This is a genomic window from Pseudomonas baetica (assembly GCF_002813455.1).
Taxonomy (GTDB): Bacteria; Pseudomonadota; Gammaproteobacteria; order Pseudomonadales; family Pseudomonadaceae; genus Aquipseudomonas; species Aquipseudomonas baetica.
Genome location: NZ_PHHE01000001.1, coordinates 954,760 through 979,762 on the forward strand (window position 1 = coordinate 954,760; position 25,003 = coordinate 979,762).

A 25,003-nucleotide genomic window follows, 5' to 3' on the forward strand; every position below is an offset into this window, starting at 1 on the left:
TTCAGAGTTTCCTTAGCACGGTGATAGACAAAACTGCTCTCTCGCCCAGCGCCAAATTTTCGCAGGTCTCGGCGCATCAGGCCATCCACAAAACCGGTGAGCATGGCCAGCATAAATAGGGGGGTGGCCAGGACCAGAATGGTCAGTCGCACCACGTAGGTAAAGGTCACATACACCGCCGCCAGTACGAAATCCTCAATGCTCACGTAGAGCTGATTGGTCCAGCTCCAAAAGCCGTTGCCTAGGCTCGACACCCGCGCCTGCCGGGCAAAATCCGCGAAGCCAGTCCTGATCAGCAGCCACTGATTAAGAAAATCCAGCCATTGGACAATCGTCTGTCCAGGTTGTTGGAGGATGAGAGAAGATTTGAAGTACTCACTCAGCCAGCCCAGTTCGTTCGTCAACATGGCTTGGCTGTGCTGCCAACCCTGATCGCCCCAGAACAGCAGTAGACCGGCGAACTCGATGAGGATCGAGAATAGCAAGGTGGCGATCAGCAAACCGATGATGCGTAAAACCAAGCCAATCGCCGAGACGATTAATCCCGGGCGCTGGATCCGTTGTGGCGGCGTGTTCTGGACGGAAGTCGCCATCGTTTACTCCATTGCGCACCGTTGAGTTGATGCCGCCACGGCGCCTGCCGAATACGTGTTTGCTGAATCGAAACCTGTGGCGGGGCCGGGCTACCCCACCTGATCCAGATCGAAGTTGGTAGTTGGGCCGCCACCGCTTGCGCTCCACCATTGTCCTGCCTGCTCGTTGTAGGTGGCCCGCATTCGCTGGGTAAGCTCCTGCAGGTCTTTGGGCATGGCATCGTCGTTGGAGGGTTTTGGCAACGGCATGCGGACTTTCCACAGCTGGCCACCGGCCTGGAAGGAAAACATTTGCCCCTTGGGCAAACTGACGATGTGCGCAGGCTCGATCAGCGGCACACTGGTGCTGCTGACACGGTCCTGTGAGGACGAGGTGAAGTCCGTGTTGGCCTCTGGATCGGAGGTGTCGGTGGCACCCGACACCAGGGTTCTGGTTAGCACGTTGACCTTGGGCAGCTGCTGGGTGAGCAGCTCCGCGGTGGCGGTTTCGCGCACGCGGAGCATCTGCAGAGTATTGAAGTTGCCGATGACCTGGCCTGCCTTGGCTCTGTTGCCGATGCGCGCTTCAATATCGCTGAGGGTCTGGGTGTAGGCGGTGACCTGGATGCCAGCGCCACCGCCCTTGTTGATCAGCGGAATGAACTCATCGCCCATCAGCTCGTTGAATTCATCGGCGTGGAGGTTGATCGGTAATTTGTCACTGTTGTTACCCGATGGGGGCAGGCCATGGTCGATGCCGTGTTTGTAGATGTGTCCGGCGACCGAGACCAAGTCGGCGAACATGGAGTTGCCCACAGCGGCGGCCACCTCGGCGTCGGTCAGCGCATCCAGACCGACGTAGACGATGCCGCGTTTTCGGATGATCTGCATCCAGTCGAAGATTGGCCGTGGGTCATCCAGATCGGTGTAGTTGGGAGCCAGTAACTGGGCGGTCTTGCCGGTGGTGAGTTTCTCCAGCAGCGGTAGTAGTGAGGCGACGATTTTGTCGAAGTAGGTGCGGTCATACCGCACCGCTGAACGCAGTCCGTCCATTACCGGATCAAATACCCGCTTCACCGCCAGGTACTGCTCGATGGCCACCACACGCTTTTCGCGTCCCACCATATGCCGGGGAATGTTCTTCTCGGTGAGCTTGCCTTCAAGCTGGACGATCACTTCCCACGCTTTCGGGTCGGACTTGGCGAAAAACTGCTGGGCGTATTCGATGAACAGTGCGTCGATGTTGACCACATGTCGCTGGATCTGCAGGTAGTCCGGACGTCGGCCCAGCTCGATCAGTGCGCGGGCGATGATGTTGACGAAACGCCAGGCGAACTCACGGAAGGCCGCAGAGTTACCTTCACCACTGAGCTGCCCAGCAATACGAGACGCCACCTCAGAAATGCGTCCGAAACGTCCCACGGCGTTGTAGCGGGCAGAGATTTCTGGCCACCCCAGATGGAAGACATAAAACTCCTTCTCCCGACCGGCGCGTTTGGCTTCGACATACATGCGCTTGAGCAGGTCGGCATCGCCCTTCGGATCGAAGACAATCACTACCTCGTGTTCCACACGGTGTATGTCCTGGGTGATGTACACCTCGGCGAGTCGCGTCTTGCCGACGCGGGTCGTGCCGAGCACCAGGGTGTGTCCGACTCTTTCGCCCAGCGGCAGACTGACTAGCGTTTCGTCGGGCTCGACCCCATGCAACAGCGGCGAGCCGCCTACCGGGGGTAAAGGGCGCAACGGATTGAAGGCACTGTTCCAGGCGGTGACACGCGCCAGTGTCGAGAGGGGAAACGGTGCATGCTCCAGGCGCCGTTCGAGTCCACGGGCCAGGCGGTAACAGGTCGGTTGGTCGACATAGTGGGCGACCGCCGGATCCTGGGCCTCGACCAAACGTTGGGTGTGCAGGCGGGTCCAGCGAAAGCCGCGGCCCATGAAAAGACGCTTGCGGCTGACCGGAATCTGCCGGCTGGTCAGTTGGTAGCGAGGCAGCCGGCGGATATTGCGCCGATAACGCAGCACCTCCCAGGCTTGTCGCAGGCGGATCAGGCCGAACAGGGCATAGGCCAGTGCTGCAACCAGTCCGATCTCGGGTGACAGGGCCACAGCCCAGGGCGAGTACACGCACAACACCGCGGCAGCGATGCAGATCGCTACGGTGTACAGCTCCACCGCTGGCCGGAGCTTGGACTCCATCGCATGCTCGGCCATGACCTGGACTCACTGTTCCAGTGAGGTGGCAGTGATCAAGACGGGGTAATGCTCGATCTGCAGGCGAGTGGCGATGTCGTTACCGTTGACCGGCAGGATGGTGATGCCGGGAGCCGCTGCTCGAATTCGGGCCAACGCTTCGGTATCGGCCACTTCGACGGCGAGGCCGGCCGCGCCCATTTCGTGTAGTTCAGCCGCGCGTTGACGCAGCCAAGCCAGCGACTGGGGATCGTCGCCCACCAGAAAGAAGGGTCGCAAGCCAGGCATGTCCAAGGCGCGAGACGTGATCTGGCCGGGACTCAAGTGAGAGCTGCGGACGGGCAGTATCCAGGCCTCATCGGCAAACGTGGACAGGTCCGCATGCATGACCCGATCAGGCTGGGTCTTGTTGTTTATAGGCGGCCTGGAAACTTGAAAATGGGGCCGGGTGAAGTTGTTAGGCTGATCCCCAGCTACGGTTGGTTCCGGCTGGGCGAAAGGTGCCAAGAGCAGGATGAAATAGCAGGTAAGGGATATTCGCTTCATGGTGGTGTGCCCTGTTTGAAGGAGGCCATCAGTCGTTCAAGTTGCCGGGAAAAACCTGCACGGTAACGTGCGGCCGGCGTTCCTCCTGCCGGGCGGTGATAGCGGCCGGCAGCTGACACCCAATCACCGGTAGCGGCGTGATGCTCCTGCAACAGCGCGGCGGTCACGGCGAGATTTCGGTAGGGATCAAGGGCTTCGCAGGGGGTGGAATAACGTTGTCCGTGGTAACCCAGGTTGATTTGGCCGAGTCCGGCATCGACCCGCTTGGCGTCATGTCGGGCGAGGGCCTGAAGCAAAGCGTGACAGGCGGCCTGGCGAGTGGCGAAGCGGTAGGATGTTCCAGCGATGTTCAGGGTCCAAGGCCAGGGCAGCAGTCGACCACGGACGCGGATACCGCTCTCCTGCAGGGCAATCGCAAACAGCACCGTAGAAGGGATGTCGGCGTCATGCGCCGCCAGTTGGTAGGCTGGCGGCGGAAGCTCCTCGGCCTGAGCCGCCAGCATCGCCAACATCGCCAACATCAGCGCAATACCACTCAGTCGAGGCGTTGCCATTGGCTGTTCACCTGTTGAAATGTGGCGGGCAATGGCCCCGGAGCACCCAGGCTGAACCAGCGACCACGGTCATGGTTCAGGGTGATCTGCCGGCGTTGAACCTTGGTCGGATCGATGTCCGCTTGCCGAGCCCAGCTACGGACGCGTTCATCCTCGCCTTGGCTGCCCACCAAGTAGATATCGAACGCCGTGTCGCTGCTTTGCAGACTCTGTGCTTTGGCGGTGCACGCTGGGCAGTGGTCCTCCACAAACAGGGCCTGGCGCGGCACGACCGATGAGCTGGCAGGGGACGGGGATGCCATGCCCTGGATCGGCAGCAGCCCGGGAAACAGCTTGGCCCAGGCCGCGGTGTAAGCATTTTGGTAGGCCAACTCGCGCTCGGCGCGTTTGGCTTCCAGCGCTACCTGCAATTCGGCATAGCGCTGGCGCTCTTGGTCGGTCTGGGCCTCGACCCCAAGTGCGGTCAACGGATCGAGGTTTGGGCTCCAGAAGCCGCGTGGGCCGGCTTGGATCTGTTCGAAGCGCGTCCACTCCTGCTCCGTCAGCCCCCAGCTCGCCGCCTGTTCAGAGTCAGAGCGCCCCAGAGGGGCGGACAGCGGGTCCTGGATACTTGACTGTGTCGTGACGGGGTTGCCCATGGCCGCGCCCGTGGTCAGTAGCGAAGCGAGACAGACGACGGCGGGCAGTAGCGCTCTGTTCATGATCGCTTCTCAAGGGATTTGCACGGTCTGGTCTGGCTGAGCGGCCACCGCGAAGATGGCTGAGTTCGGTTCCAGCACTTTCAGCTGCCAAGTTCCGAGCTGCTCGCCGCTATGCAGCAGCCGAACATCCATGAGAGAGCGACTGTCATGAGGCGCGACCGCCAGAAAGCGCTCACCCCCGCGGGACTCGACACTCAACACCGAGAACGGTGGCGACAGCCGGGCGGGTTTGGGGCGAGCGGTCTTTTTCGGTTTGGTTGCGGAAGGCGTCGACGGTGGGGGGGAAGGCTGAGCCTTGAGGTCCAGGAGCTGCTGCTCGACGTGCTCAAGGCGTGCGCGCAGCGCTGTCAGGTCTTCCTGGGTGGCGCGGGCTGCGAGACCATCGCGCAGTTCCTGTATCTCTTGCGCCCACTGATCCAACATCGGATCGAGGGTATTGGCCTGTTGCTCACCAGTATCGACCATCTGCTTCATGTCTTTCAGCGCGTACTGAAGCTTCTCCTGGGCGTCCTTGAGGGCGCTTGAATCACGTTGCAGGGTGTGCAGGGTTTGTCGGTATTGGGTGTTCGTGCTCTGTAGTTCGGCCACGCGCTGATACTGGTTATACAAACCACCGCACAGACCGGCGGCCGTCAAGCAAAGTAGCCCGACAATGAGGGTTTGAAACGTCGAGGCCTTCATGAGCGTGCCTCCGACTGATGGGACGAGCCTGGTGTGGCCCGCACGATGCCGACATCAGCCTTCTGTTGTTCGAAGCAGACCGAACGGCCGACTTCATCGGTCGTAAGTTGCCAGGCGGGGCCAGCCAGCACTTGTAGCGCGCTGCGCAAAGGGATTGGCCCAAGCCGGTAATGGGCCGCGGGCAGGGGCCGAGTAAAGAGAATCCTCACCGACGCGGTAACGAGGCAGAGCGAATAGCCCGAGCGCTGCAGTACGTAGTGCATCGCATCCTGCACGGAAGGGCTCAGGCTGGACGGAATGTTCACTTCAATGATTTGGGCAAGAAGATCGCGTTGTTCCGTGGTGGGCTCGGTGCTGACCAGCGTATAGCGGCCATAACGAAGTTCTGCCGGATGGCTTTCTTCGGCTTTGCCCCTCGAGTGCTGGGCCTGATTGGAGCCACTGCCGATTTCTGGTTGGGTCGGCAATGGGGTGGGGATTTGCGCGGTGCAGGCGCTCAACAAACCCAGCAGGCAGACAGGCGTGAAAAAACGCTCCATGGATGAAACCTCATGTCAGATTCAGTGCAGAACCTGACATGAGGTGAAGGAGCGATTCAGTGAGAAAGTTGATTCAAGGCGGGTCGTGTTAAAGCCGAACACGTTGTTACTCATCGAAAATGGCGAGCCCATCCAAGACGGTAGCGTCGGGGTCGAAGATCAACAATCGCACATCCGCCAATGCCGCCAAATACAGTACGTTGACCAAGGCTTCCGGTGTGCCTGCGTCGAGTTGTTCTTGTCTCAAGCTTGAATAACGTTTGCCCTCAATGTTCAGCACGTTTTCGTCCGTCCATGGTGTGCCGATCAGTTTGCAACCGATGCCGCAGCAATCCGGCAACGTGAAAAGCTCGAACAAGAGGCCAGTTTGTCTCGGCGCGGAGTGACTGACCCACCCTTCCAGATAGAACATCGCTTCTTCAGGAAGGTGGGCGGTACTGATTTCCCAGGCTCGACTGTAGTGTCCCGTTTCGAAGCGCAAGCGGTGGACCATGGCTTGGGCTTCTTCCAGGGAGTATAGGTCGCCGACGTGATGCCGCTCGTTGAACATTTGGCCAATCACGGCGTAGATCACTTGGCGCACCAGCCCGGTGGATTGGCAGCGTTCATCCAACTCATCCGGAATGGATTGGCCTTCGCTGATCAAGGCGAAATCGTCATTGAACAGGCAGGGGAACAGTTGCAGTTCATCGTCGGGCAGATGGGCCTGTGAGTCGTGCACGGGTCGAAAGCAGGGAGGGCAGTCGTCTTCGTAGGTGATCAGTAGCAGTCGTTCGATATGAAGGTTGTCGTAGCCGCGAGCAAATGGGTTGGAGGCTGCCGGTAGGGTTGGGGCTTGGAGTGTGGGGTTCATGAGGGGGAGCTCCAGGATGAAAATGAACAAGGCGCCCGAAGGCGCCTGTGAGGGTTAAAGCCAGCCATATTCGGCAAGGGAGAGAGGACGGCCTTCGCCCACGATGAAGTGATCCAGCACGTGCACTTCGATCAAGGCCAAGGTCTCCTTCAACCGTGCGGTCAAGACGCGATCCGCCTGGCTGGGTTCCGTACAACCTGAGGGGTGGTTGTGTACAAAAATGGCCGCCGCAGCGTTATGCACGAGGGAACGCTTAACGACTTGGCGGGGGTAAACGCTGGCGCCATCAATGCTGCCGTGAAAGAGGACTTTGAATGCCAGCACCCGGTGCCTGGCATCGAGAAAGATCACACCGAAGACTTCATGCTCTTGTTGCGCAAGGTGCAGTTTTAGGTATGAGGCCACAGTGTCAGGTGACGTCAGGATAGGGCCGCGGGCGAACAGCCGACGATCCAGAATATGCAGCGCTTCGTCGATCAGCTGGTTTTCTTGGACAATGCGATCAGCCTCGAAATCCGAGGTCTCAATCAGTGTGAGTTGGGTGCTCATGGTGGTACCTCCGAAGGGAACAATCAGGGGTACACACCCGAGGGGAGTGGTAATCCCCAAGGTGGGTGTGGAGTCGTGGGCGTTAGACGATGGCGCGCTGTTTACAGCCGAGTGAATCGGTGGCGTTGACCGTACAAGGGCGAACCACAACCATCGCAAGGCAATGGAGAAAAGGCTCTTATTCCCCAGCCAGCTTCGGTATCGAAGTCGGCACTGATGGGCATCAAGCGAACCAGCCCACGGTGTATCGCGGCGATGCGTTGTTCGACCTCATCCTGCGAGTGATAAAGCGATAACGTGCTGTAGTCCTCGTAAGCCGCAGCGAACAGGCAGTCGTCGCAAAGCCAGAAGGATTCCATGATGGTTCCTTTGTGCGGATTGAAGAAAAGGCGCTCTAGGGAGCGCCTTGATGAGGAACATCGTGGATTGTTCAGGCGGACTGAACGGTACGGGTGGCGTCACGGTGGGCCGTACGGTGAGTGGGTGGAGATTCAGGTTCGACCCGAGCCTCTGTTGGGTTTTCGGGCTCCTCAGCTTCGGCATCAGCCGAAGTTGGGGATGGCTCACCGTTTGGCGCTTGCTCAGCAGGTGCTGTTGCTTCCTGCCTGGCGGGCGCTTTGTACTCGAACGTGCCGTTGACCTTGATCCAGTCGATGAACAGCAAACGACCTTTCAGGCTGGCGCCCGGTTGGCCTTGTTTATCGCCTTTCTCGTAGAGAAACGGATCGATCCACAGGTCGCCGATACGGAACGACAGCAAGACCTTTTTCTCGGCGTTGACGGCGTCCATATAGAGACGAATCAAGCGTTCAGCTTCACCCCCAGCGACTTTGCAGTCGAAGCGGGTGTACTCGACCGCATCGGTGGCACCGTGCAGGGCTGCGATATCGCAGGCCATGAACGGCTGGCCGCGGCGGACTTGGACTTCACGAACACGGTTGAGGTAGCCGATACCGACGGTGTGCAGATTGAAGTAAGTGGTCGCTTCTTGGGATTGGTTGGCGTGGGCCATGGTGGTTCTCCTGTTTCAAGGGAAAACGGCGACGCACAGCCCCTGGCGGGGAAGTGAGCCCCCGTCAGGATGGGTAAGGTGAAGGCGAGCGATGAACGACTCGGCACCGGCAAGCCGATGACGATCAGAACGATGCGTCTGGGGAAATAGCGGTGCAGCAGAGGAGCGTCTGCGGTGGTGATCCGCAGGCATGGGGTAGTGGGCATTCATCACCGCTGAAGCGGTAACCGCGCGAGCTTCCGAACGCTGATCGCACTTGGGTAAACCACCACGAACGTGGCGTAGCCTTGAAGGTTCTGGCTACCTGGGCTGTCAACGACAGCGAACCACGCCCTTTGTATAAGCCTGTCATAGGGGAGCGTCAAGACGCTGCCACCCGATTTTTTATCGCCGGAATGTAGTGGTAGTCACTGGACTGAAGAAAGTGAAGAGTGGGCCTGGCGGGGTGCCAGGCGAAGAAGAGAAAAGCCACCTTTGACGGTCGTACGCAGTCGACAAGCTCCTCGCAAAACTTTATTCACTGCGTCACGCTTCGCCAACCGACCCTTGTCGTGGCCCGGGTCGGGACATGCTGGCACGCATCCGCGCACAAAGGGTGCCCAGTGTTTCCCCGGTGGGCTCCGGAACTGAATACGATCGCTGAAGCGGATGACCGCTATTGCCTGGTAGAGGCAACAGTGGTCATCCGCCACAGTGATCAGGTCGAGCACAAATCAGGAATGAAACTCCGCAGAAAGAGAAGGCTCCGAACTCAAGGAGTTCGACCGAGCTGCCCGGAGCGATTCGGTCTTGGGTCGCCGTTGGCGATGATCCTGAGACACTACAGCAGAGAGGGTGTGATCACGTCAAGCCAGTGGGCGATCCCGCATAAGCTACTACATTGAGCACGATGAAAGAGGTTACTTACTGCCGAGATGAGCGGCCAATTGTTCGACGGTTGCCAGGATAAAGGCGCGGTCACTTTCTTTGCCTTGGCCCGTGAAATCGGACAACACTTTATCGACTTAGAGAGGGATCAGCCGCCGTTGATGATGCACTGATCAGCACATCACCCCAATACTCATGCCGATCTCCAGTGAAGCGTCATGAGCGACGCGTATCTTTTCTGATCGGCACTGTTCCCTTACAGTCGGGGTAGTGGGAGCATGACCAGAACGGCCCTGATTTCCCCTTTCGCCTGCGCGTTGAGGCGTTGCAAATGGGGCAGGTCGGGCCGGCTTCGACCGGTACCGCCAAGGTGAGTGCGCCACAGTGTTCGACCAATTGTGCAATCCAGTTTGCCTGCTTGGCGACGAACGCATCCAGGGTCAGACGTCCCGCTTCGATTTCGTCCAGAGCCTGTTCCCAGATCGCGGTCATACCCGGATCCGCGACTGCAGCGGGTACCGCCTCTATCAGAGTATGGGCCGCTGCGGAGGCCATTAAGGCGCGTTTTTTCTTCAGCAAATAGCCGCGATCAATCAACCCCTTGATGATGCCGGCTCGCGTGGCTTCGGTACCGATTCCGGTGGTGTCCCGAAGTTTCTGTTTCAGGCGTGGGTCGTTGACCAGCTTGGCCACGTTTTTCATCGCCTTGATCAGATCGCCTTCGGTGAGAGGTTTGGGAGCGGTAGTGCGCATGGACTTGAGTTCGACGTCGTTCACTGCGCACTGCGTACCCTGTTGCAGGACGGGCAATACTTGGTGCTTTTGACTGGGCTCATCCTCCTCGGTGTTTTCGTAGAGCAAGCCTTTCCAGCCCTGGATCAGGATCTGTTTGCCAACAGCAGTCAAACGCTCTCCGCCGAACTCCAGTTCGACCTGAGTTCGATCAAACTCATGATGCGGAAGAAATTGCGCGAGGTAGTGGCTACGAATCAGTTCGTAGACTTGGCGTTCTTGTTCGGACATCCGTGCCAGGTTCGCCGGCTCGGTGGTGGGGATGATGCCGTGGTGCGCGGTGACCTTGGCATCGTTCCACACGCGGGAGTGCAGTGATCGATCGAGTCTTCCGAATGTGGGCTGCAGCGCCGGATCCGTTTTGAGCAGGGCATCGAATACCGCGGGAACCTCGTTGAACATACTATCCGGCAAATAGCGGCAATCGCTGCGCGGATAGGTGGTGGCTTTGTAGGTTTCATACAGGGCTTGGGCGATGTTCAGGGTTTCCTGAGCGCCGAGTCCCAGCTTGCGCGAGCAGACTTCTTGCAGTGTGCTCAGGTCGAAGGGCAGGGGCGGAGGTTCTCGGAAACGCTCAGTCTGCAGCGAGAGTACTGTGGCGGTCTTACCGCTAGAAATCTCTTGGGTCGCCTGAATGGCCAGCGCTTGTTGCAGGCAACGACCTGCCTCGTCCTGCCCTGAACTGGGTGGTAACCACGACGCGATGAATGGTTGCCCCATGGAGGACAGATGCACCTCCACTTCCCAGTAGGGCACCGAGACGAAGCTGGCAATCGCACGATCCCGATCGACTACCAGACGTAAAGTGGGTGTCTGGACGCGACCAACCGACAATACACCGTCGTAGCCCGCCCGCCGACCAAGAAGGGTAAACAAACGACTCAGGTTCATGCCGATCAGCCAGTCGGCGCGGCTGCGGGCGAGGGCTGAGTGGTAAAGCAGGAAGGTCTCCTGACCAGACTTCAGTGAGGACAGTGCCTTGCGAATAGACGCCTCGTTGAGTGCGGACAACCAAAGACGTTGAACGGGACCTCGATACTTGCAGAGGTCCAGTAGCTCGCGGGCAATCATTTCACCTTCTCGATCGGCGTCGGTCGCGATGACGACAGCAGAGGCTTCACTGAGCAGGCGCTTGATGACGTTGAACTGTGCTGCAGTCTTGGGTTTGACCTCGACCATCCACTGCGCGGGAATGATCGGTAGATGATCCAACGACCAACTCTTGAATTGCTCGCCATAGGCTTCAGGCGATGCTGTCTCCAGCAGGTGGCCGATACACCAGGTGACGGTTGTCTCTGTGCCGATCAGGCAACCATCACCACGCCGAGTGGCCCCGAGTACCTTGGCGATGTCCCGACCCTGGGAAGGTTTTTCGCAGAGGAAGAGGCGCATAGACTGCTCCGGATTGAGTTCGGAGCAGCGTGGTTGGAAACAGCAGTGGCGAGATATGAGAAACCTGAATGGCAGGTTCCTCATATTAGAAGGTGAGGGCAGGCTTGAATGGGCCGAGGCTGCTAACCCGTTGCGGTTGGACGGCAGTGTGGATCTTCACGAGCAGCGTGTAGAAACACGCCAGCAACTTCGCGCAAAGGCGCAATTTTTATGCCTGAAGTCTGTCAGTCCGCAGGTGGCTGCCCACTGCGCTTTCTGGGTTTTGACGCTGGTGAACTGGCCTGTTCCGTACTTTTCCCGACGTGTGTCGCAGATGCCGCGGGTTCACTGGATCGTTCCCGCATGACCACGCTGTGCACCCGGTGAGGTAGGATGCCGACTCGACGGGCCTCGATCTTGAAGGTCACCCGCGCATTGTCTTCGCTGTCCTCCCACTCATCGCGCACTGTGCGGCCTTCGACCAGCACGCGCATGCCTTTCTGGTACAGCGTGCTCCAGTGTTCAGCCTCGCGGTGCCAGAGCTCAACTGGCGCCCAATAGCCGCCTCGATCTTCGTAGCTGCCGTCGCGCGGCACGGGGTTGTCGAAGTACACATTCAGCCGTAACAAACGCCGTAGCTCGTCATTGCCTGAGGCGAATTCCTGGAACTCTGGCGCACTGCCGATGTTGCCTTCGCCGACGAAAAAAGTACTCATCGTGATACCTCCACTGCGGTTGTGAACTGGCGCAGCAGCCGTTCGGCACTGTCCATTTTGATCGCGCAGGTCGTGGCCTGGCGGTAGAGCGAATGCACCACACTCATCTGTAGGTTCAGTGCGATGCGATTGCATTCGAAACGGCGCAATCCCTCGCGTACGACCTGCGGCAAGGCTTTGTTGCAGACCTGGCGTTCCCAGACCGAGACTCCCATACGGGCAAAGTCACGGGTGCGCCAACGCAAAAAGGTGCTGCGAGCGCTGGTGTTCTGCAGCACCAATCGAATATCCAGCAGTGAGTAAGGGGGCTGTCCGGCTTGCTGTACAACAGCCTCCATCAAGTCACATAACTGCGCCTCGATTTCCCTCGCCATCTGCGCCAGCTGCTCCAACTCCCCCTTACCCTTAAAAGGTTTTAAAAGGCCTTTTAGGGAGGCAGCGTGTTCGAGCTGCCGATAGGCATCCTGTGTCAACGCTTCGAAGGGCATTGGTTGAGCCGAGGTCAGGGGATTCATACTTCGTCCTCCGGCTCATCCACTGTCGCAGATGGCTCTCCCGCTTCCTCTGCCAACGCGTCAGCGTCATCCACTGCCACAGCACCACGACGAATGATCGGTGGCGCGAACTGGGAGCGGCGATGACCCTCAAGGATGTCCATGGGGGGCAAACCCAATTTTTCCATGGCTGCCAGGGCTCGAGCGTTGTTCGCCGCCATGTCATCGCGTGTGACACCGGCATGCCGATAGCGCTGTGCCTGCCCGAACAGGCTACGCAGCAGATGGGCGCCATCGTCGATCCAGGCTTCCATGTCGATGCGGCCGATCAGGGCGGTGTGATGGGCCAATAGGGTGCTGCGCACCAGGGTGTCATAGTCGGTCAGCAGGTAGACCGCCAGAAAACCCAGCTGGTTGCCGATGTACAACGGCAAGGTGACAGGGTGGATGTTGAGGTTGTCGCTCATATCGATCTGTGTCGGCAGGTCCTGCCTAATTCGATCCAACTGTTGGGTCAGTTCCAGCATCCCAGCCTTGGCCTGCATCAATTTTTCTTCGAGTTGCACCATGGCCCAGTCGGCGTAGGGATCGTCCTGGGCCGCGGTTTGTTTGATCAGGTTGGTGACACTGATGTAGCCGGCCATGCCCATGATCGAGTGGACGCCTTCGCGTGCGGTTCGACCTTGCCAGATCCGGGCGGCGTGGTGAGTGTGCAGGGTCAGGGTGATGCTGCTGCGCAATGAACCCAGGTTGAGTTGATAGTGATCGGCCACGGTGTTGTCCTCGCATAAGCTTGGACGGGAACGTTGCGACAGATGAGGGTCAAGGGCAGCCAAAAAGCTGAATGCGGTCTATTCGGTTTGAGAGGGTTAATTTCGGAGACGTTCGTGAGTGATGCCAGTGGCATCATTTCCACCGATGGCGATGGCGATGGCGATGGCGATTGCGATGGCGATGGCGATGACGCTCGGATTGCGCAGGTTCGGCCCTTTGCGATCTCACCTTAGACGTCAGTAGATTTGATGCCAGTGGCATCAAATCTACTGACGTCCAGGGCGTTTGCCGCGCAATTGGCGTAGCTCATTCAGGCACGCTTGGGCGAGGGCGGATGCGGGTTCGCCCTGTTTTCGGGATGGGCGCGAGGGTGCCGTTGGGGGCGGTTCTGCAACGGGTGAGGGTTCTGTCTGACCTGCCCAAGGACGAAAGTCGCCGTTCAGTGCGCGCTGGATTAGGCCCATCAGATACGCCGCTGGCTTGCGGATACCTCCTGCCGTACAGCGTGCGCTCGCTTCGTTGAGCACCGCCTGACGATCCGCTGGTTTGAGCTTGTTCAGCGCCACGGAGACGGCCTGACGCTCGCTTGGACTCAGGTGCAGCGAATCGGGCCAGTGCAGATTATCCACCGCTGGGGTCGCGCGCGGTACAGTACATATACTTTCTTTTAATACAGTACAGGCGGCGTTCGGAATCCGAACTGCGCTGGAAACACTGGCGTTTAGACCCGATTCGGAATCCGAACGAGGGCTTGCACGATTCCGAACAAGGTGATCTTCCCCCAGTTCGGAATCGTGCATAGTGGTATCAGTTGCCTGATCCAATCCTTGCTGCATCCATTGTTCACCCCAGCTGTCGAGCCGCGTGGGTAACTGACCTAAATCGATACGGGTGTCCTGGCGAATTTCTTCCAGAACATGCTGAGCGACAATGCGCACAGCCTTCGTTGCATGACCGAGGGTATGTCCGACCAGCTCCAGGTAAGTCTGATCCAGCTCCATGGCTTCGGCGGGGGTTAACGGCTCATCGTGCAGGACGTACAGAGAGCCTTGCAGACGCCCGCTGATCTCATCGCGGCCGCGACTCACCAGGCTGAGCCAGCGCGTCAGCCTGAGCATCGTCAAGACGCGAGCAATGGTTTCACGGGAGGCTGACGCACCGTACGGCACACTCGACAGGTAAGGCTGTAAATCCTCATAGCGTGGAGTGACCACGCCCTGGCCTTGTAGCATGAGCCGAAACACCTGCCAGGCATTGCGTTCCAACGGCGTCAGCCGATTATCCAACAGCAACCGACGCGGCACGACTTCGTGTGACTGGCCGCTGAACAGAAAGCCAGCCCGCAGAGTCTGGTTGGAAGGTTGTTCGGTGGTAGGGCGTGCGGGCCAACGTTCACTCAGCTGCTGGGTGCATTGCTGCAGGACACGCTGCCAGCGACTGGAAGGGGCGGCGTTCATGTTCCGTTGCTGTACTGGTCGATCTGCTGCCAGACGATGGTCAAACTGATCTGCTGTTCTTCGGCCAGCATCATCATGGCGTCGAGCTGATCCTCGGTACCGTCCTGAGCGCGTAGCTGGCACCAACGCTGCCAGAGCGCATGTTCCTGCGCTTCGCTCAAATGCTGAGGGCGGCCCTTGCGGGTTTCTATCTTGAGCAGACGTCGGCGCAGGGCGGTTTCCGAATGCGCCAAACCGAAGCATTGGTACATGATGGTGCTGCTGGCGCCGAGCTTGAGCGCGCGGTTGATCAAGCGCTCGTTCTGCTCGTCGCGTTCGGCTTGCGCGATCAACCGATGCAGCACCGGCGAATCAATCTTGACATCAACCCAGGGGACGGTGGCATGGGCCAGGCGCGATAGGGTGGTGGGTGGTAAGGATTGCAACAGGTAGATGTCGTCCTCACCCAGTCCGAGTGCCTTACAGCGTTGTAGATTACCCAGGCGCAGTTCGTGTAGCACCTGAGTCAGCATGGCCTGGTTGAGCACATTGAAGGACAGGCTCATGGCAGCTCCTTCGGTGAGTCGTCTTCAGGGGTAAGCGTTAAGTCGATCAGGCGACGGGCCAGGCGGATCAGGCGATACAGTTTGAGTAACAGACTGTCGGGCAGTCGCTCCAATCCTACGTCCACGGCGGGACGATCTGTCAGCGGGAGTTGATAGACCCCCAACAACAGCTGTCCGAATAGGGCTGAGGGCAGTTGCTTGCGATCCGCCCAGTTCACGTCGTCTTGAGCGCGCAGCAGGGCCAGGAGCAGTAGGTGAACGCCGGTCGCGCGAGGCGCTGCAAGATCAAGTGGCTCGATGTTGAGGGCAAAACCCAAGCCATGCTTCTGATCGATGATGCTCTCAGTATGTCCGGCATAGGCCGCCATTTCCCGCGCCAGTCCGGCAATGGCTAAACGCAGTTGTTCGGGGGTATCCAGTGTTGGTGCGATGATCCAGATGTCGTCGATCGTGCAGCCCTCGACTGGCGGTGCCGTGTCGGAGGTAGCCTCGCGATTGATCTGCTCGCGAATCTGTTGAACGCGTGACGGGGGGCTGGCCGCTGAGACAACATTCGTTTCAAGCGGTGTAAGCAGTCCCTCGAGCGTTGGTTCGGTCTGGGTTCTGGTCTCAGCTGATTCAGAGCGGGACTCGGAGGAGGTCGGTCCTGCTGCGGCTTCATCAACGCTCGGCAGATGGCTGTTCTCTGAGTGCGCGCTGGCGCCAACGCCAGGCGTGGAGATGACCCGTTGGGTATCGCTCAGCTCCAGGGCCAACATGCGGTAGGACTGTCCGAGCAAGCGGCTCATGCGTTCGAGCAGTTCATCCTGGATTTGCTCAAGATCGAAGGGCTCGGGTTCGGTATCGAAATAGCCCAGGGTATCGAGCCAAAACTCGGTGAACGCAACGGTGGCGGTTGGATAACGGTTCCAGGTTCGCTCTGCCTGACTACGCAGAGCGATCAGGCGTTCAATTTGGGGTTTACCCAACCCGGCATACAGGGTTTGCGGAATGGCGGGCAGTAGGTGTTCGAGGGTGTCGAGCATCCGGCTGATGTGCGACTGTGAAATGGGATACCCCCCAGCGGCAAGACGTCGTGCCAGCTCACGTTGCGAGAGTACTGCTCCCTCTGGTTCGAGCATGGTTTTGAGTTTGGCTACCGCCAGAGCACGTTCGATGAAGGTGAGTTGGCCGTGCAGATCGCTTTCGGCCAGATGGCCGAGTAGGGCGGTGATTTCATTGGTCCAAGGTCGGAACAGGCAATGAATCCGAAAAAATCGCTCGTCGCGGCTTTCCTGCCACAACTCGCCGAGAATCGCCAGGCGCGTATTACCGCCGTTGCGGATGATGAAATAGGTTTCTCCCGGGCGGCGGGTAATCGGCGGTGGTTGATCCAGCCCGCGTTCACGGATCGACGCCTTGATATCGTCATACAGCGGATTACGGATGAAGCGTGGGTTGTGTTCGTAGGGCCGCAACTGTTCCAGAGTGACCAGCATAGGCGTGTCAGTGAGTGGGTCGGACAGCCGCTCCACCTCTGGACCCCGAGGGAAGTGGTCCTGGTGCAGCTTGTCGGAGATCTCCTCCTGACTGAGCTTCTTCATCAGAACATCCTCAATTAACGCCGGCTGCGCAAATGGTCACCGACCTCGAACTTGACGATCTCGGCAGGCCCCGAACCTTCGAAGTGTCGGGAAAGTTCTGCGAGGAACCACCCCATAGCCGAGCGCCCACCCTGCACGCGAAAGACCACGGTGCAATACTCCTCGCAAGGTGGACGGTGGGGTCGAAGGGGGGGCTGAACGATGGTGGGAAGCTGATCCAACATCAAAAGACTCCTTGCCAAACACTGTTGGCCTCAAGGTCGATCAAACACAATGAGGGGGTGAGGAATGTGGGATTTTCGATTCGTCTCATTGAACCTCCGCGCATCTGCTCACCGTAGAGATCGCTTCGTGCCATTCCGGAAACAACTCGATCGCCAGCGCTTGCATGGTTTCCATCGCTGATGACGAGCGTCGTTCTCGTGAGCGACGCGTCTCGACTCGGTGGACTGGGAAGCCGAGGGAGGCGGCATTGAGATAAGCCACTCGGTCTGGAACGACGGTGTCTAGAACCGAGATATTGATCGCCCCTGCGAAGGTTGTGCGCAGGCCGCGGATGATCATTCGGGTGTCTACCCGAATCGCGTTCACCTGGTTCAGTAGTAGTCGCAAGGGTGGCGGTGGAATGCCCAGGTGGCGGAATGGTTCGAGGTCGCTGAACAGCTTCAAGGTGCCGCGGTGCAGTTCGCGGGCGGCGAGCATTTCCGGGGTGATGGGAGAAAGGGCGAGATCTGAGGCGAGGATGGCCATCTCCAGCAGCACGCTACGTGCGCCCTGAGTGTCGATCAAAAGCAGGTCATAACGGGAGCGAAAATTGTCCAGCAAATTGCGCAACCGTAGTCGCCCATCGGGAGCATGCAGCAGCAAGGTGTTCAGTCGGCCTTGATCATCGTTGGAGAGGATCAGGTCGAGCCCTGCAATCACGGTCCTGGAAACAATCTGTGCAGGCGTTGTTAAGTTGAGTGCAATGAGCTCGTACGCCCCAGCAACAGCTTTCTGGCTCAAGGCGAAATAGCTGGAGAGGGTAGGTTGGCTATCCAGGTCCAATAGAAGGACACGCAGGCCCGCATCTGCAAGAAGGCCGCCGAGGTTGGCGGTCACCGTGGTCTTGCCCACGCCCCCTTTAGTGGAAACCACCGATACCACACGCATGACATCAGGCCTGCTGGCCTAAGCGCTCAGTGATCCATCGTTCGATTTCCACAGAGTCCCAGCCGACAGCACGCAATCCAATGCGTTTGGCATGAGGGAATTTACCTTCCTTCATCAAGTTGTAGATGTGCGCACGCTTGAAACCGGTTTTCCGCTCCACTTCATCACGCCGCATGATGTGACGTTCGGCCGATGGTTGAGGGCTGTCAGCGAGCGAGACGGATGAGTTGGACATGCTGGTCACTCCTGGCGCCGCTTGGCGCGTGGTGGGAAGTGACCTGAAGTGAATAGCAGAAAAGCGAGGGAGTCATTGCACTGCAATCGAGTGCATTGCAGTGCAATGATTTGGCTCAAGTGGTTTTTTTGAGAGTGCGATTGGCTGCCGCGAACTTTTTATCCAGCGTTCGTTTACTGAGACCGGGAATGTCATTGTGGCGCGCGGTCAAAGCATCGACGATTGCTGCTTGGCTCTTGAACACGGAAAGAGGTTTACCTGCGGGCGACACGTCTAAGACGGTGTTGACCAAGGCACCGATGATCTGCAGGTAGGTGTGTTCACTACGATCGCTGAGCTGTCCCTGAGTTTTTACCAGAGTTTTAAGGCTTTCCTGCTCAAGTCCCAGTGCCTGAAGGTCAGCTTCGACATCTTGGAGCTGACGTTGCAGAGCATCGCGGTCTCGCAGGAGAGCATCCCGCTCGGCCTGGAGTGAAAAATAAACATCCATGCTGATTTTATCTTGAGCGTCGTCGTTCGATTCAAACAGGAAATCGGGCCGCTGATTGGGGTAGTAGATTTGCATCCAAATACGTAAGTCGGAGTGTCTAACGGTCAACAGAGTGAGCTCTACGGGGGTGCCCAGGGGGACCGAAATACCGAAGGAGCCATACGGTAATTCCCCATTGCGGACGGCGTCATAAATTTTGTCAGTATTGGCCTGTAGGCACGGCCATTGAGGAAACAGATTCCTGAGCTTTTCCGGGCAAGACCAAGCCGCTTGCACGATCTGCGCTTCGTAACGAATGAGATTGCACCAGCGCAATGCGGCGTCGATAGGCCGATAGAAGGTTTTAGCCTGCGGGTTGAAGTTGTTTGAAGACATGTGCGAACGGATCTCCATTTTTAATGGATCGGCCTCCTGCGAAACATCTCTACATCGCCTACCTGCTGGAGAACTGCCGACAGTGGCTGTTTTAATGGATTTTTTACTCGATGAGGTCATTCCATTTACTCAGCACTGAAGAAAATTGCATTTGCTTGTTGATGGCTTCGTCCCCAGGCAGGTGGGGTGGGATCTTCTCTCCGGTTGGTTTATCGACTGATAGTGATATTGGATCCAATATGAAGACCGTCATTTGCGTAAGGCGTTCACGCCTGGTTACTCAAATCCCATTGCTGACATGTGAAAGTGGTGAATTACTTGAGTTCTGCTTCAGCGGCTTGTGCCAACAGGTCATGTAGATAGTGCGCTGCAGGCGTCAGCACTGCTTGTGTCCTGCGCACCGTAAATATGACCGGCGACGCCAGCGTCTCGCGAACATTGATGTGTTCCAGCATCATTCGGGTGCCGGGAAACTTCAGAAATTGCTGCGGCAACATCGTCAACAAATCGGTACTGGATGCAGCAATCAACACGGTCAATGTCGACTGACCACGCACGCCGTATCGAGGCGCGGGCAATCCATGTTTCTGGAACAAAGGGGCAAGATCGGCACCGGCAATCTCCGAAACAGGCGTGTCGACCCATTGGGCATCGACCAGTTCGGCAAGGCTCTTGGCATTGCGCAATGGGTGCCCGCGTCGGCAGAAAACCAGCAGGTTGTTCATGCAGAGTCGCTCCTTCATCAACACGCTCGGCAGTACCCGATCGGTAACCGGACCCATGTAAAAATCCAGCTCCCCCTGCTCAAGCGGTTGCTGCATGCGTGAAAACAACCCTTCATGAATGGTCAGTTTCACGCCGGGATAACGTTCGCGAAAGGGCTCTAGCACGCTTGGCAGCCAGGCAATGTGCGGCACCGTGGACAAGCCGACGGTGACCCTTCCCAACGTGCTTCCCGCCAGCTGCAAAACTTCATCCCGAGCTCGCTCCATATCAAGAAGAATCGCACTCGCGCGCTGCAGGTAGTGCTTGCCGGCAACCGTGGGCGTAACGCCGGTGGCGTGCCTTTCAAACAGGGTGACACCAAGGTCGGTTTCCGCTTGCTGAATGCTGCGACTGAGTGCCGGCTGGGCCATTCCAAGGTGCCGGGCTGCGGCGCGCAAGCTGCCTTTTTCAGCGACCGAAACGATGGCTTTCAAGTAACTCAACTTCATGTAGGTGTACCTGCAAGTGATGCCGTTTTCCTATCACTAACATGTTTCTGACATCTTCCCAACGTGTTTTTGCTGCCGGAAACTCGGCATCAATAACAAAAACAAGGAGAGCAGGGCATGTACACAATGAGTCGACGGGAAGTCCTTGCTATAACGGCCGTAACGGCTACGGCGGTCGCAACGACAGCCATGGGCGGGCAACCTTATGCCAGCGCCAACGAGCCGCACGAGCAAGAGCAAAAGCATCCGCAAAGTCCTCTGTGCAACTGCGGTTTGGTAGACGTGCATGCTCACTACCTGCCACCGCAATACACCCAGGCGCTGAGCGACGCAGGCCTGGTGACCCTCGATGGCGGCTTTCCCATCCCTGCCTGGTCGGAAGCGGCAACGCTTGCGCACATGGAGGAGCACGGCATCGAGACCTTGATACTGTCGGTGTCATCGCCTTCGGTGGGGTTTCTCGACGATCAATCCAAGCGCGTGAAACTGGCCCGGCACGTCAACGAGTTCGCCGCCGATATCGTCCGCCGCAACCCGCAGAAATTCGGCGCTTTCGCGACGCTGCCACTACCGAATGTCGATGACTCGCTGGCAGAAATTCGTTATGCGCTGGATGAGCTGGGTCTGGACGGCGTCGTTGTAGAAACCAACAGCGACGGCTTGTATCTGGGCAATCCGCGTTTTGAGCCGATCTTTGCCGAGCTCGATAAAAGATCCGCCGTGCTGTTCCTGCACCCGACTTCACCAGCCTGCTTTGAAGCCGTCGGTTTGGGGCGACCCGCGCCCTTCATCGAGTTCCCGATGGATACCGCGCGCACTATCACTGACCTGATATTTTCCGGCACGCTCAACCGTTATCCGAACATCAAGGTGATCGTCTCCCACGCGGGGGGTGCGCTGCCTTCATTGGCCCAACGTATCGGCTTCGTGTCCGACTTGCCCTTGTTGAATAAACGTCCCGCTGGCGGCGCGCAGGAAGTTCGACGCGTATTGCAATCGCTCTATTACGACCTGGCCGGCTCGGCCAACGACGCCGCCATTGGAAGTTTGCGCTGGATGACATCAACGTCGCACATCGTGTTCGGCAGTGACTTTCCCTTCACTCCGCCATTGGCGGTGACTGCCAACGTCAATGGCATGCGCGCCCTCAAGGGCCTGACCGCCGATGAACATGAAGCCATCGCGCGCACCAATGCTCATGTGCTTTTCCCGCGTTTGAGTCAGCAAATTCCTGAAGCAGGTTGATTGAAGTCAGCTGTCAGTAACAAGCGGATTGGGTACTCGCCGAACTAGAGTCGCCAACCAACAAAAAATCAAACAGTGCTTCAGCCATTTATTTATTGCAGCGTCCTTTTGGATGAATTCTGTCGACGGTGGCTGCTGCGCCTGATGTTCGTAAACCATCAAACAGGTGCGCGAGTTAGATGAAAAATAACAATAAGATCTGCCATCAACATCTGCGACAAGGGCTTCTAGCTTCAGCCGTCATGGCTGGGCTGGGCGTCATGCCAGTACAGGCTTTTGAGTTCGATACCGGCAACCCGGATCTCTCTGTACGTTTCGACAACACCGTAAAATTGAACTACGCCCAGCGTGTTGAAAGTGCCGACTCGACGTTATCCCATTCATGGAATAACAACGACGGTGACCGCAACTTCGATGCCGGTACTGCCGTGTCCGAGCGTGTCGACGTACTGTCGGAGCTGGACGTGGTCTTCCAGCAAAAAACCGGCTTTCGCCTGAGCTCCAACGCCTGGTACAACCACGCGTATGAAAAAGTGGGCGGGCGCAACGACTCGACCAACCAATTGAACAACGGCAGACCGGACTCTGGCCACTTGAGTGGATACGCGGATCGTTACTACAACGGCCCGTCAGCCGAATTGCTGGACGCGTTCGTGTTCACCAGCACTGAGATCGGCGACCAGTCCTTGCTCAGCGCCAAGCTCGGCAAGCACACCCAGTACTGGGGCGAGAGCGTTCTGTCGTTGGCCCACGGCATCAGCTTCGGGCAGTCCGGAGTTGATCTGGGCAAGGCGCTCGCGGGACCTGGTACTGAAGCGAAAGAGTTGTTTATCCCTCGCTCGCAGCTGTCCACCAGCCTGACGCTGAACCCGGAACTGACCGTGGCGGCGCAATACTTCCTGGACTGGAACAATGCGCGGCTACCGGAGTCCGGCACTTACCTGGGCTTCAACGATTCGATCCAGAGCGGTGGCCACAACCTGTCGTTGATCGGTGCCGCCAATCCGCGCTTCGGCACCCCGGGACCTGCTGGCGTGAATGAGTTTTTGCGCCTTTCCAACGGCCACACCTACACGCCCGACAAGACCGGTGATTTCGGCCTGATGGCGAAGTGGAGCCCGGAATGGCTGGACGGAACCCTGGGTTTCTACTACCGCAATACCTCCGACATTCTGCCCAACATCGTACTGCGACCAACGGCTGTTGGGCCCGCACAACTGGTGTCGGGCAATATCGGCAGCTACAACATCGTCTATGCCGATGACATCGATATCTACGGCATCAGCCTGTCCAAGGACATCGAAGGGGTCAGCGTCGGACTCGACGTCAACTACCGCCACAACATGCCGCTGTTGAGTGTCCCGGGCTCGGTCAATCCGGCCGCGGCTGCCGCCGGTTTGCCTGGTTTCATCTCAAGCTTCGACGGCGAACACGGCATGGCCAAGGGTAATACCGTGCACGCGGTGCTCAACGGCCTGGCTACCTTTGCCGCGACGCCGGCCTGGGATTCCTCGACCTTGTTGGTGGAACTGGCCTACAGCCGCTGGTTGAGCGTGACCGACAACGAGCAGTTGTTCAAAGGTGGCGACTGGTACCGGGGCGTCGACAAGGTCAGCAAGGACAACTACGTGCTGGGCGTCAACTTCACCCCGACCTGGTTCCAGGTGTTCCCCGGGGTTGATCTGTCCATGCCCGCTGCCGTCAACGTGGGGCTTGCAGGTGAGTCGGCCGTTCAATTGGGTGGCAACGAAGGCGCGGGCAGCTACTCGATCGGTGTCGGCATGGATGTTCAGAGTCGCTACCGCTTCGACCTGAAGTACGTGGACAACTTCGGCAGCAAAGACACCTGCAGATCGGCGGGTTCCGCCGCCGCGCAAGGCGACGGTGCGACCCCGGGTGCCAACGGTCAGTACAACTGCACGCCAGGCCAGCCGACCGCGTTTGCCGGCCCCGTTGCCCAACTCACCGATCGCGGCATGGTCACCCTCACGTTCAAGACGAGCTTCTAAACCAGGTTTTTGCTGATTACCGGAGACACCCATGAATTTTGTCAAATCGATACTCACTACCACGTTGCTGCTGTCCATTGCCGCTGCTGCCGAGGCGGCGGTAACCCCCGAACAAGCCGCGCAACTGGGCACCAGCCTGACCGGCGTCGGCGCCGAAAAAGCCGGCAACGCCGAGGGCACCATTCCGACGTACACCGGAGGCCTGACGACGCCACCGGCCAGCTTCCAGCCAGGCAGCTCGGTGCGTCCGGACCCCTTCGAGGGAGAAAAGCCTCGCCTCGTCATCAATGCCAAGAATGCCGCCGAATACACCGGCAAACTCACCGCATCCACCCAGGAACTGCTCAAGCGCTACCCGAACTTTCGGGTCGACGTATACCCGACCCACCGCACCGTTGCCTTGCCAGCGCAGGTGTTGGCGAACACCAAGGTGAATGCCGTGGGCGCCAAGACTGCCGAAGGGGGCCTGACGATGGAAAACGCCTTGCCAGGCGTGCCGTTCCCGATTCCTGGCGACGGCAATGAGGCGGTGTGGAACCACTTGTTGCGTTACCTGGGTAGTGGCGTGACCAACAAATACGACTCGTGGAACGTCGACTCCTCCGGTACTGCTTCGTTGAGTACCACCGGTTTGTTCAACATTGAATACCCGTTGTTTGCGGCGAATCGCCCTGCGGGCCCGGTCGCGCCCAACGAGGTGTTCTACAAGATCAAGCTGCAATACACAGGTCCCGCCCGGCGCGCGGGTGAAGCGCTGTTGTTGTTGGACGCGGTCAATCCGCTGATGCAACCACGTCGGGCCTGGCAATACCTGCCCGGGCAACGTCGGGTGAAACTAGCGCCGAACCTGGCGTACGACACGCCCAACCCGACCACGACGGGTACTGCAACCTACGACGATGCCTTCCTGTTTAACGGGGCGATGGACCGCTACGATTTCAAACTGGCGGGCAAGAAGGAGGTGCTGGTTCCGTACAACACCTACAAGCTCAACTACCACACCAACGCCGCCGACGTGACCACTGCCAACTTCATCAACCCGGACTTGATGCGTTGGGAGCTGCATCGCGTGTGGGTGGTCGAGGCCACGCTGAAACCGGGCAAGCGCCACATCTACAGCAAGCGCACCTTCTACCTCGACGAGGACAGCTGGGCGGTACTGGCTTCCGACCAGTATGACGCCCGGGGTCAACTGTTCCGCGGCGGCTTCACCCACCTGACCTACAGCTACGACGTGCAGGCGCCAGACACCCTCAATCACATGATTTATGACTTTGTCTCCGGCGCGTACAACCTCAATGGTTTCTACGGTCCTTATGGCGGCATGAAGTACATCGAGCCACTTTCCAAGGCGCAGTGGGTTCCCGAGTCGCTGGCTGGCACCGGCATCCGTTAATCGAACGTCCCAGTGGTAATCACCACTGGCGGGCCGCATCCCGCCAGTGGTTTTTCCCCCGAGAAACAACCATGAATATCTTCAA

Annotated in this window: 25 protein-coding genes and 1 pseudogene; 3 read left to right on the forward strand and 23 right to left on the reverse strand. The window is 58.4% G+C overall.

From position 1 onward, the window contains the following. Positions 1–2: 2 nt before the first annotated feature. From ATI02_RS04320 to ATI02_RS04435, 23 genes and pseudogenes are all read right to left on the reverse strand, one after another. Positions 3–593 (reverse strand): annotated as a pseudogene (locus ATI02_RS04320) (TIGR03747 family integrating conjugative element membrane protein); the annotation flags it as partial. 90 nt (positions 594–683) lie between these two features. Beyond that, a complete protein-coding gene (traD, locus tag ATI02_RS04325; protein WP_100845524.1) occupies positions 684–2,789 on the reverse strand; it encodes a type IV conjugative transfer system coupling protein TraD in 2,106 nt (701 codons plus the stop codon). Positions 2,790–2,798: 9 nt separating this feature from the next. Next, positions 2,799–3,314 carry an integrating conjugative element protein gene (locus ATI02_RS04330; protein WP_100845525.1) on the reverse strand — a complete coding sequence of 172 codons (516 nt, stop codon included), beginning with the start codon at positions 3,312–3,314 and terminating at the stop codon, positions 2,799–2,801. Then, the gene (locus tag ATI02_RS04335) at positions 3,311–3,868 is read right to left on the reverse strand and encodes a lysozyme family protein (protein ID WP_100845526.1); all 558 of its coding nucleotides are present in this window, start codon (positions 3,866–3,868) and stop codon (positions 3,311–3,313) included. Before ATI02_RS04335 ends, ATI02_RS04330 begins: the two co-directional genes overlap by 4 nt. Further along, on the reverse strand, positions 3,850–4,569 hold the full coding sequence (locus ATI02_RS04340; protein WP_100845527.1) for a TIGR03759 family integrating conjugative element protein: 720 nt from the start codon (positions 4,567–4,569) through the stop codon (positions 3,850–3,852). Before ATI02_RS04340 ends, ATI02_RS04335 begins: the two co-directional genes overlap by 19 nt. Positions 4,570–4,578: 9 nt before the next feature. After that, positions 4,579–5,250 carry a chemotaxis protein gene (locus ATI02_RS04345; RefSeq protein WP_100845528.1) on the reverse strand — a complete coding sequence of 224 codons (672 nt, stop codon included), beginning with the start codon at positions 5,248–5,250 and terminating at the stop codon, positions 4,579–4,581. After that, positions 5,247–5,789 (reverse strand): PFGI-1 class ICE element type IV pilus protein PilL2, encoded by a 543-nt coding sequence (gene pilL2 / locus ATI02_RS04350; RefSeq protein WP_100845529.1) that lies wholly within the window; start codon positions 5,787–5,789, stop codon positions 5,247–5,249. Before pilL2 ends, ATI02_RS04345 begins: the two co-directional genes overlap by 4 nt. A 106-nt stretch (positions 5,790–5,895) precedes the next feature. Then, the gene (locus tag ATI02_RS04355) at positions 5,896–6,642 is read right to left on the reverse strand and encodes a DUF5983 family protein (protein ID WP_100845530.1); all 747 of its coding nucleotides are present in this window, start codon (positions 6,640–6,642) and stop codon (positions 5,896–5,898) included. A gap of 54 nt (positions 6,643–6,696) precedes the next feature. Continuing rightward, positions 6,697–7,191: a RadC family protein gene (gene radC / locus ATI02_RS04360; RefSeq protein ID WP_100845531.1), complete on the reverse strand. Its 495-nt coding sequence runs from the start codon at positions 7,189–7,191 to the stop codon at positions 6,697–6,699. Between the two features lie 101 nt (positions 7,192–7,292). After that, entirely contained in the window at positions 7,293–7,550 is a 258-nt protein-coding gene (locus ATI02_RS04365; RefSeq protein ID WP_100845532.1) for a hypothetical protein, read from the reverse strand. Between the two features lie 71 nt (positions 7,551–7,621). Beyond that, positions 7,622–8,203: an STY4534 family ICE replication protein gene (locus ATI02_RS04370; RefSeq protein ID WP_100845533.1), complete on the reverse strand. Its 582-nt coding sequence runs from the start codon at positions 8,201–8,203 to the stop codon at positions 7,622–7,624. A 1,083-nt stretch (positions 8,204–9,286) separates the two neighbouring features. Further along, positions 9,287–11,254 carry a DNA topoisomerase III gene (locus ATI02_RS04380; RefSeq protein ID WP_100845534.1) on the reverse strand — a complete coding sequence of 656 codons (1,968 nt, stop codon included), beginning with the start codon at positions 11,252–11,254 and terminating at the stop codon, positions 9,287–9,289. A gap of 224 nt (positions 11,255–11,478) precedes the next feature. Continuing rightward, on the reverse strand, positions 11,479–11,949 hold the full coding sequence (locus ATI02_RS04385) for a single-stranded DNA-binding protein (RefSeq protein ID WP_100845535.1): 471 nt from the start codon (positions 11,947–11,949) through the stop codon (positions 11,479–11,481). Beyond that, positions 11,946–12,464, reverse strand: a complete 519-nt coding sequence (locus tag ATI02_RS04390; RefSeq protein WP_100845536.1) for a DUF3158 family protein — start codon at positions 12,462–12,464, stop codon at positions 11,946–11,948. The genes ATI02_RS04385 and ATI02_RS04390 overlap by 4 nt, the downstream gene beginning before the upstream one ends. Continuing rightward, the gene (locus tag ATI02_RS04395; RefSeq protein WP_100845537.1) at positions 12,461–13,216 is read right to left on the reverse strand and encodes a PFL_4669 family integrating conjugative element protein; all 756 of its coding nucleotides are present in this window, start codon (positions 13,214–13,216) and stop codon (positions 12,461–12,463) included. The genes ATI02_RS04390 and ATI02_RS04395 overlap by 4 nt, the downstream gene beginning before the upstream one ends. A 267-nt stretch (positions 13,217–13,483) precedes the next feature. Next, complete coding sequence (locus ATI02_RS04400) at positions 13,484–14,674, reverse strand: STY4528 family pathogenicity island replication protein (protein ID WP_100845538.1); 1,191 nt, start codon at positions 14,672–14,674, stop codon at positions 13,484–13,486. Next, positions 14,671–15,219 carry a DUF2857 domain-containing protein gene (locus ATI02_RS04405; RefSeq protein WP_100845539.1) on the reverse strand — a complete coding sequence of 183 codons (549 nt, stop codon included), beginning with the start codon at positions 15,217–15,219 and terminating at the stop codon, positions 14,671–14,673. The genes ATI02_RS04400 and ATI02_RS04405 overlap by 4 nt, the downstream gene beginning before the upstream one ends. Beyond that, the gene (locus ATI02_RS04410) at positions 15,216–16,802 is read right to left on the reverse strand and encodes a ParB family protein (protein WP_100845540.1); all 1,587 of its coding nucleotides are present in this window, start codon (positions 16,800–16,802) and stop codon (positions 15,216–15,218) included. Before ATI02_RS04410 ends, ATI02_RS04405 begins: the two co-directional genes overlap by 4 nt. A gap of 14 nt (positions 16,803–16,816) precedes the next feature. Next, entirely contained in the window at positions 16,817–17,026 is a 210-nt protein-coding gene (locus ATI02_RS33135; RefSeq protein WP_100845541.1) for a hypothetical protein, read from the reverse strand. Positions 17,027–17,111: 85 nt separating this feature from the next. Beyond that, positions 17,112–17,954 carry a ParA family protein gene (locus ATI02_RS04420; protein WP_100845542.1) on the reverse strand — a complete coding sequence of 281 codons (843 nt, stop codon included), beginning with the start codon at positions 17,952–17,954 and terminating at the stop codon, positions 17,112–17,114. Between the two features lie 4 nt (positions 17,955–17,958). Further along, positions 17,959–18,189 (reverse strand): AlpA family transcriptional regulator, encoded by a 231-nt coding sequence (locus tag ATI02_RS04425; protein ID WP_100845543.1) that lies wholly within the window; start codon positions 18,187–18,189, stop codon positions 17,959–17,961. Between the two features lie 115 nt (positions 18,190–18,304). Next, positions 18,305–19,054 (reverse strand): hypothetical protein, encoded by a 750-nt coding sequence (locus ATI02_RS04430; RefSeq protein WP_100848426.1) that lies wholly within the window; start codon positions 19,052–19,054, stop codon positions 18,305–18,307. 314 nt (positions 19,055–19,368) lie between these two features. Continuing rightward, positions 19,369–20,268, reverse strand: coding sequence for a LysR substrate-binding domain-containing protein (locus ATI02_RS04435; RefSeq protein ID WP_100845544.1), 900 nt, complete (start codon positions 20,266–20,268; stop codon positions 19,369–19,371). 117 nt (positions 20,269–20,385) lie between these two features. Between ATI02_RS04435 and ATI02_RS04440 the strand changes: the two genes are divergently transcribed. The 3 genes from ATI02_RS04440 (at position 20,386) to ATI02_RS04450 (ending at position 24,918) form a co-directional block, all read left to right on the forward strand. Next, complete coding sequence (locus ATI02_RS04440; protein WP_100845545.1) at positions 20,386–21,513, forward strand: amidohydrolase family protein; 1,128 nt, start codon at positions 20,386–20,388, stop codon at positions 21,511–21,513. A 179-nt stretch (positions 21,514–21,692) separates the two neighbouring features. After that, positions 21,693–23,522, forward strand: a complete 1,830-nt coding sequence (locus tag ATI02_RS04445; RefSeq protein ID WP_100845546.1) for a DUF1302 domain-containing protein — start codon at positions 21,693–21,695, stop codon at positions 23,520–23,522. Between the two features lie 31 nt (positions 23,523–23,553). Beyond that, a complete protein-coding gene (locus tag ATI02_RS04450) occupies positions 23,554–24,918 on the forward strand; it encodes a DUF1329 domain-containing protein (protein ID WP_100845547.1) in 1,365 nt (454 codons plus the stop codon). The last annotated feature ends 85 nt before the right edge of the window (positions 24,919–25,003 follow it).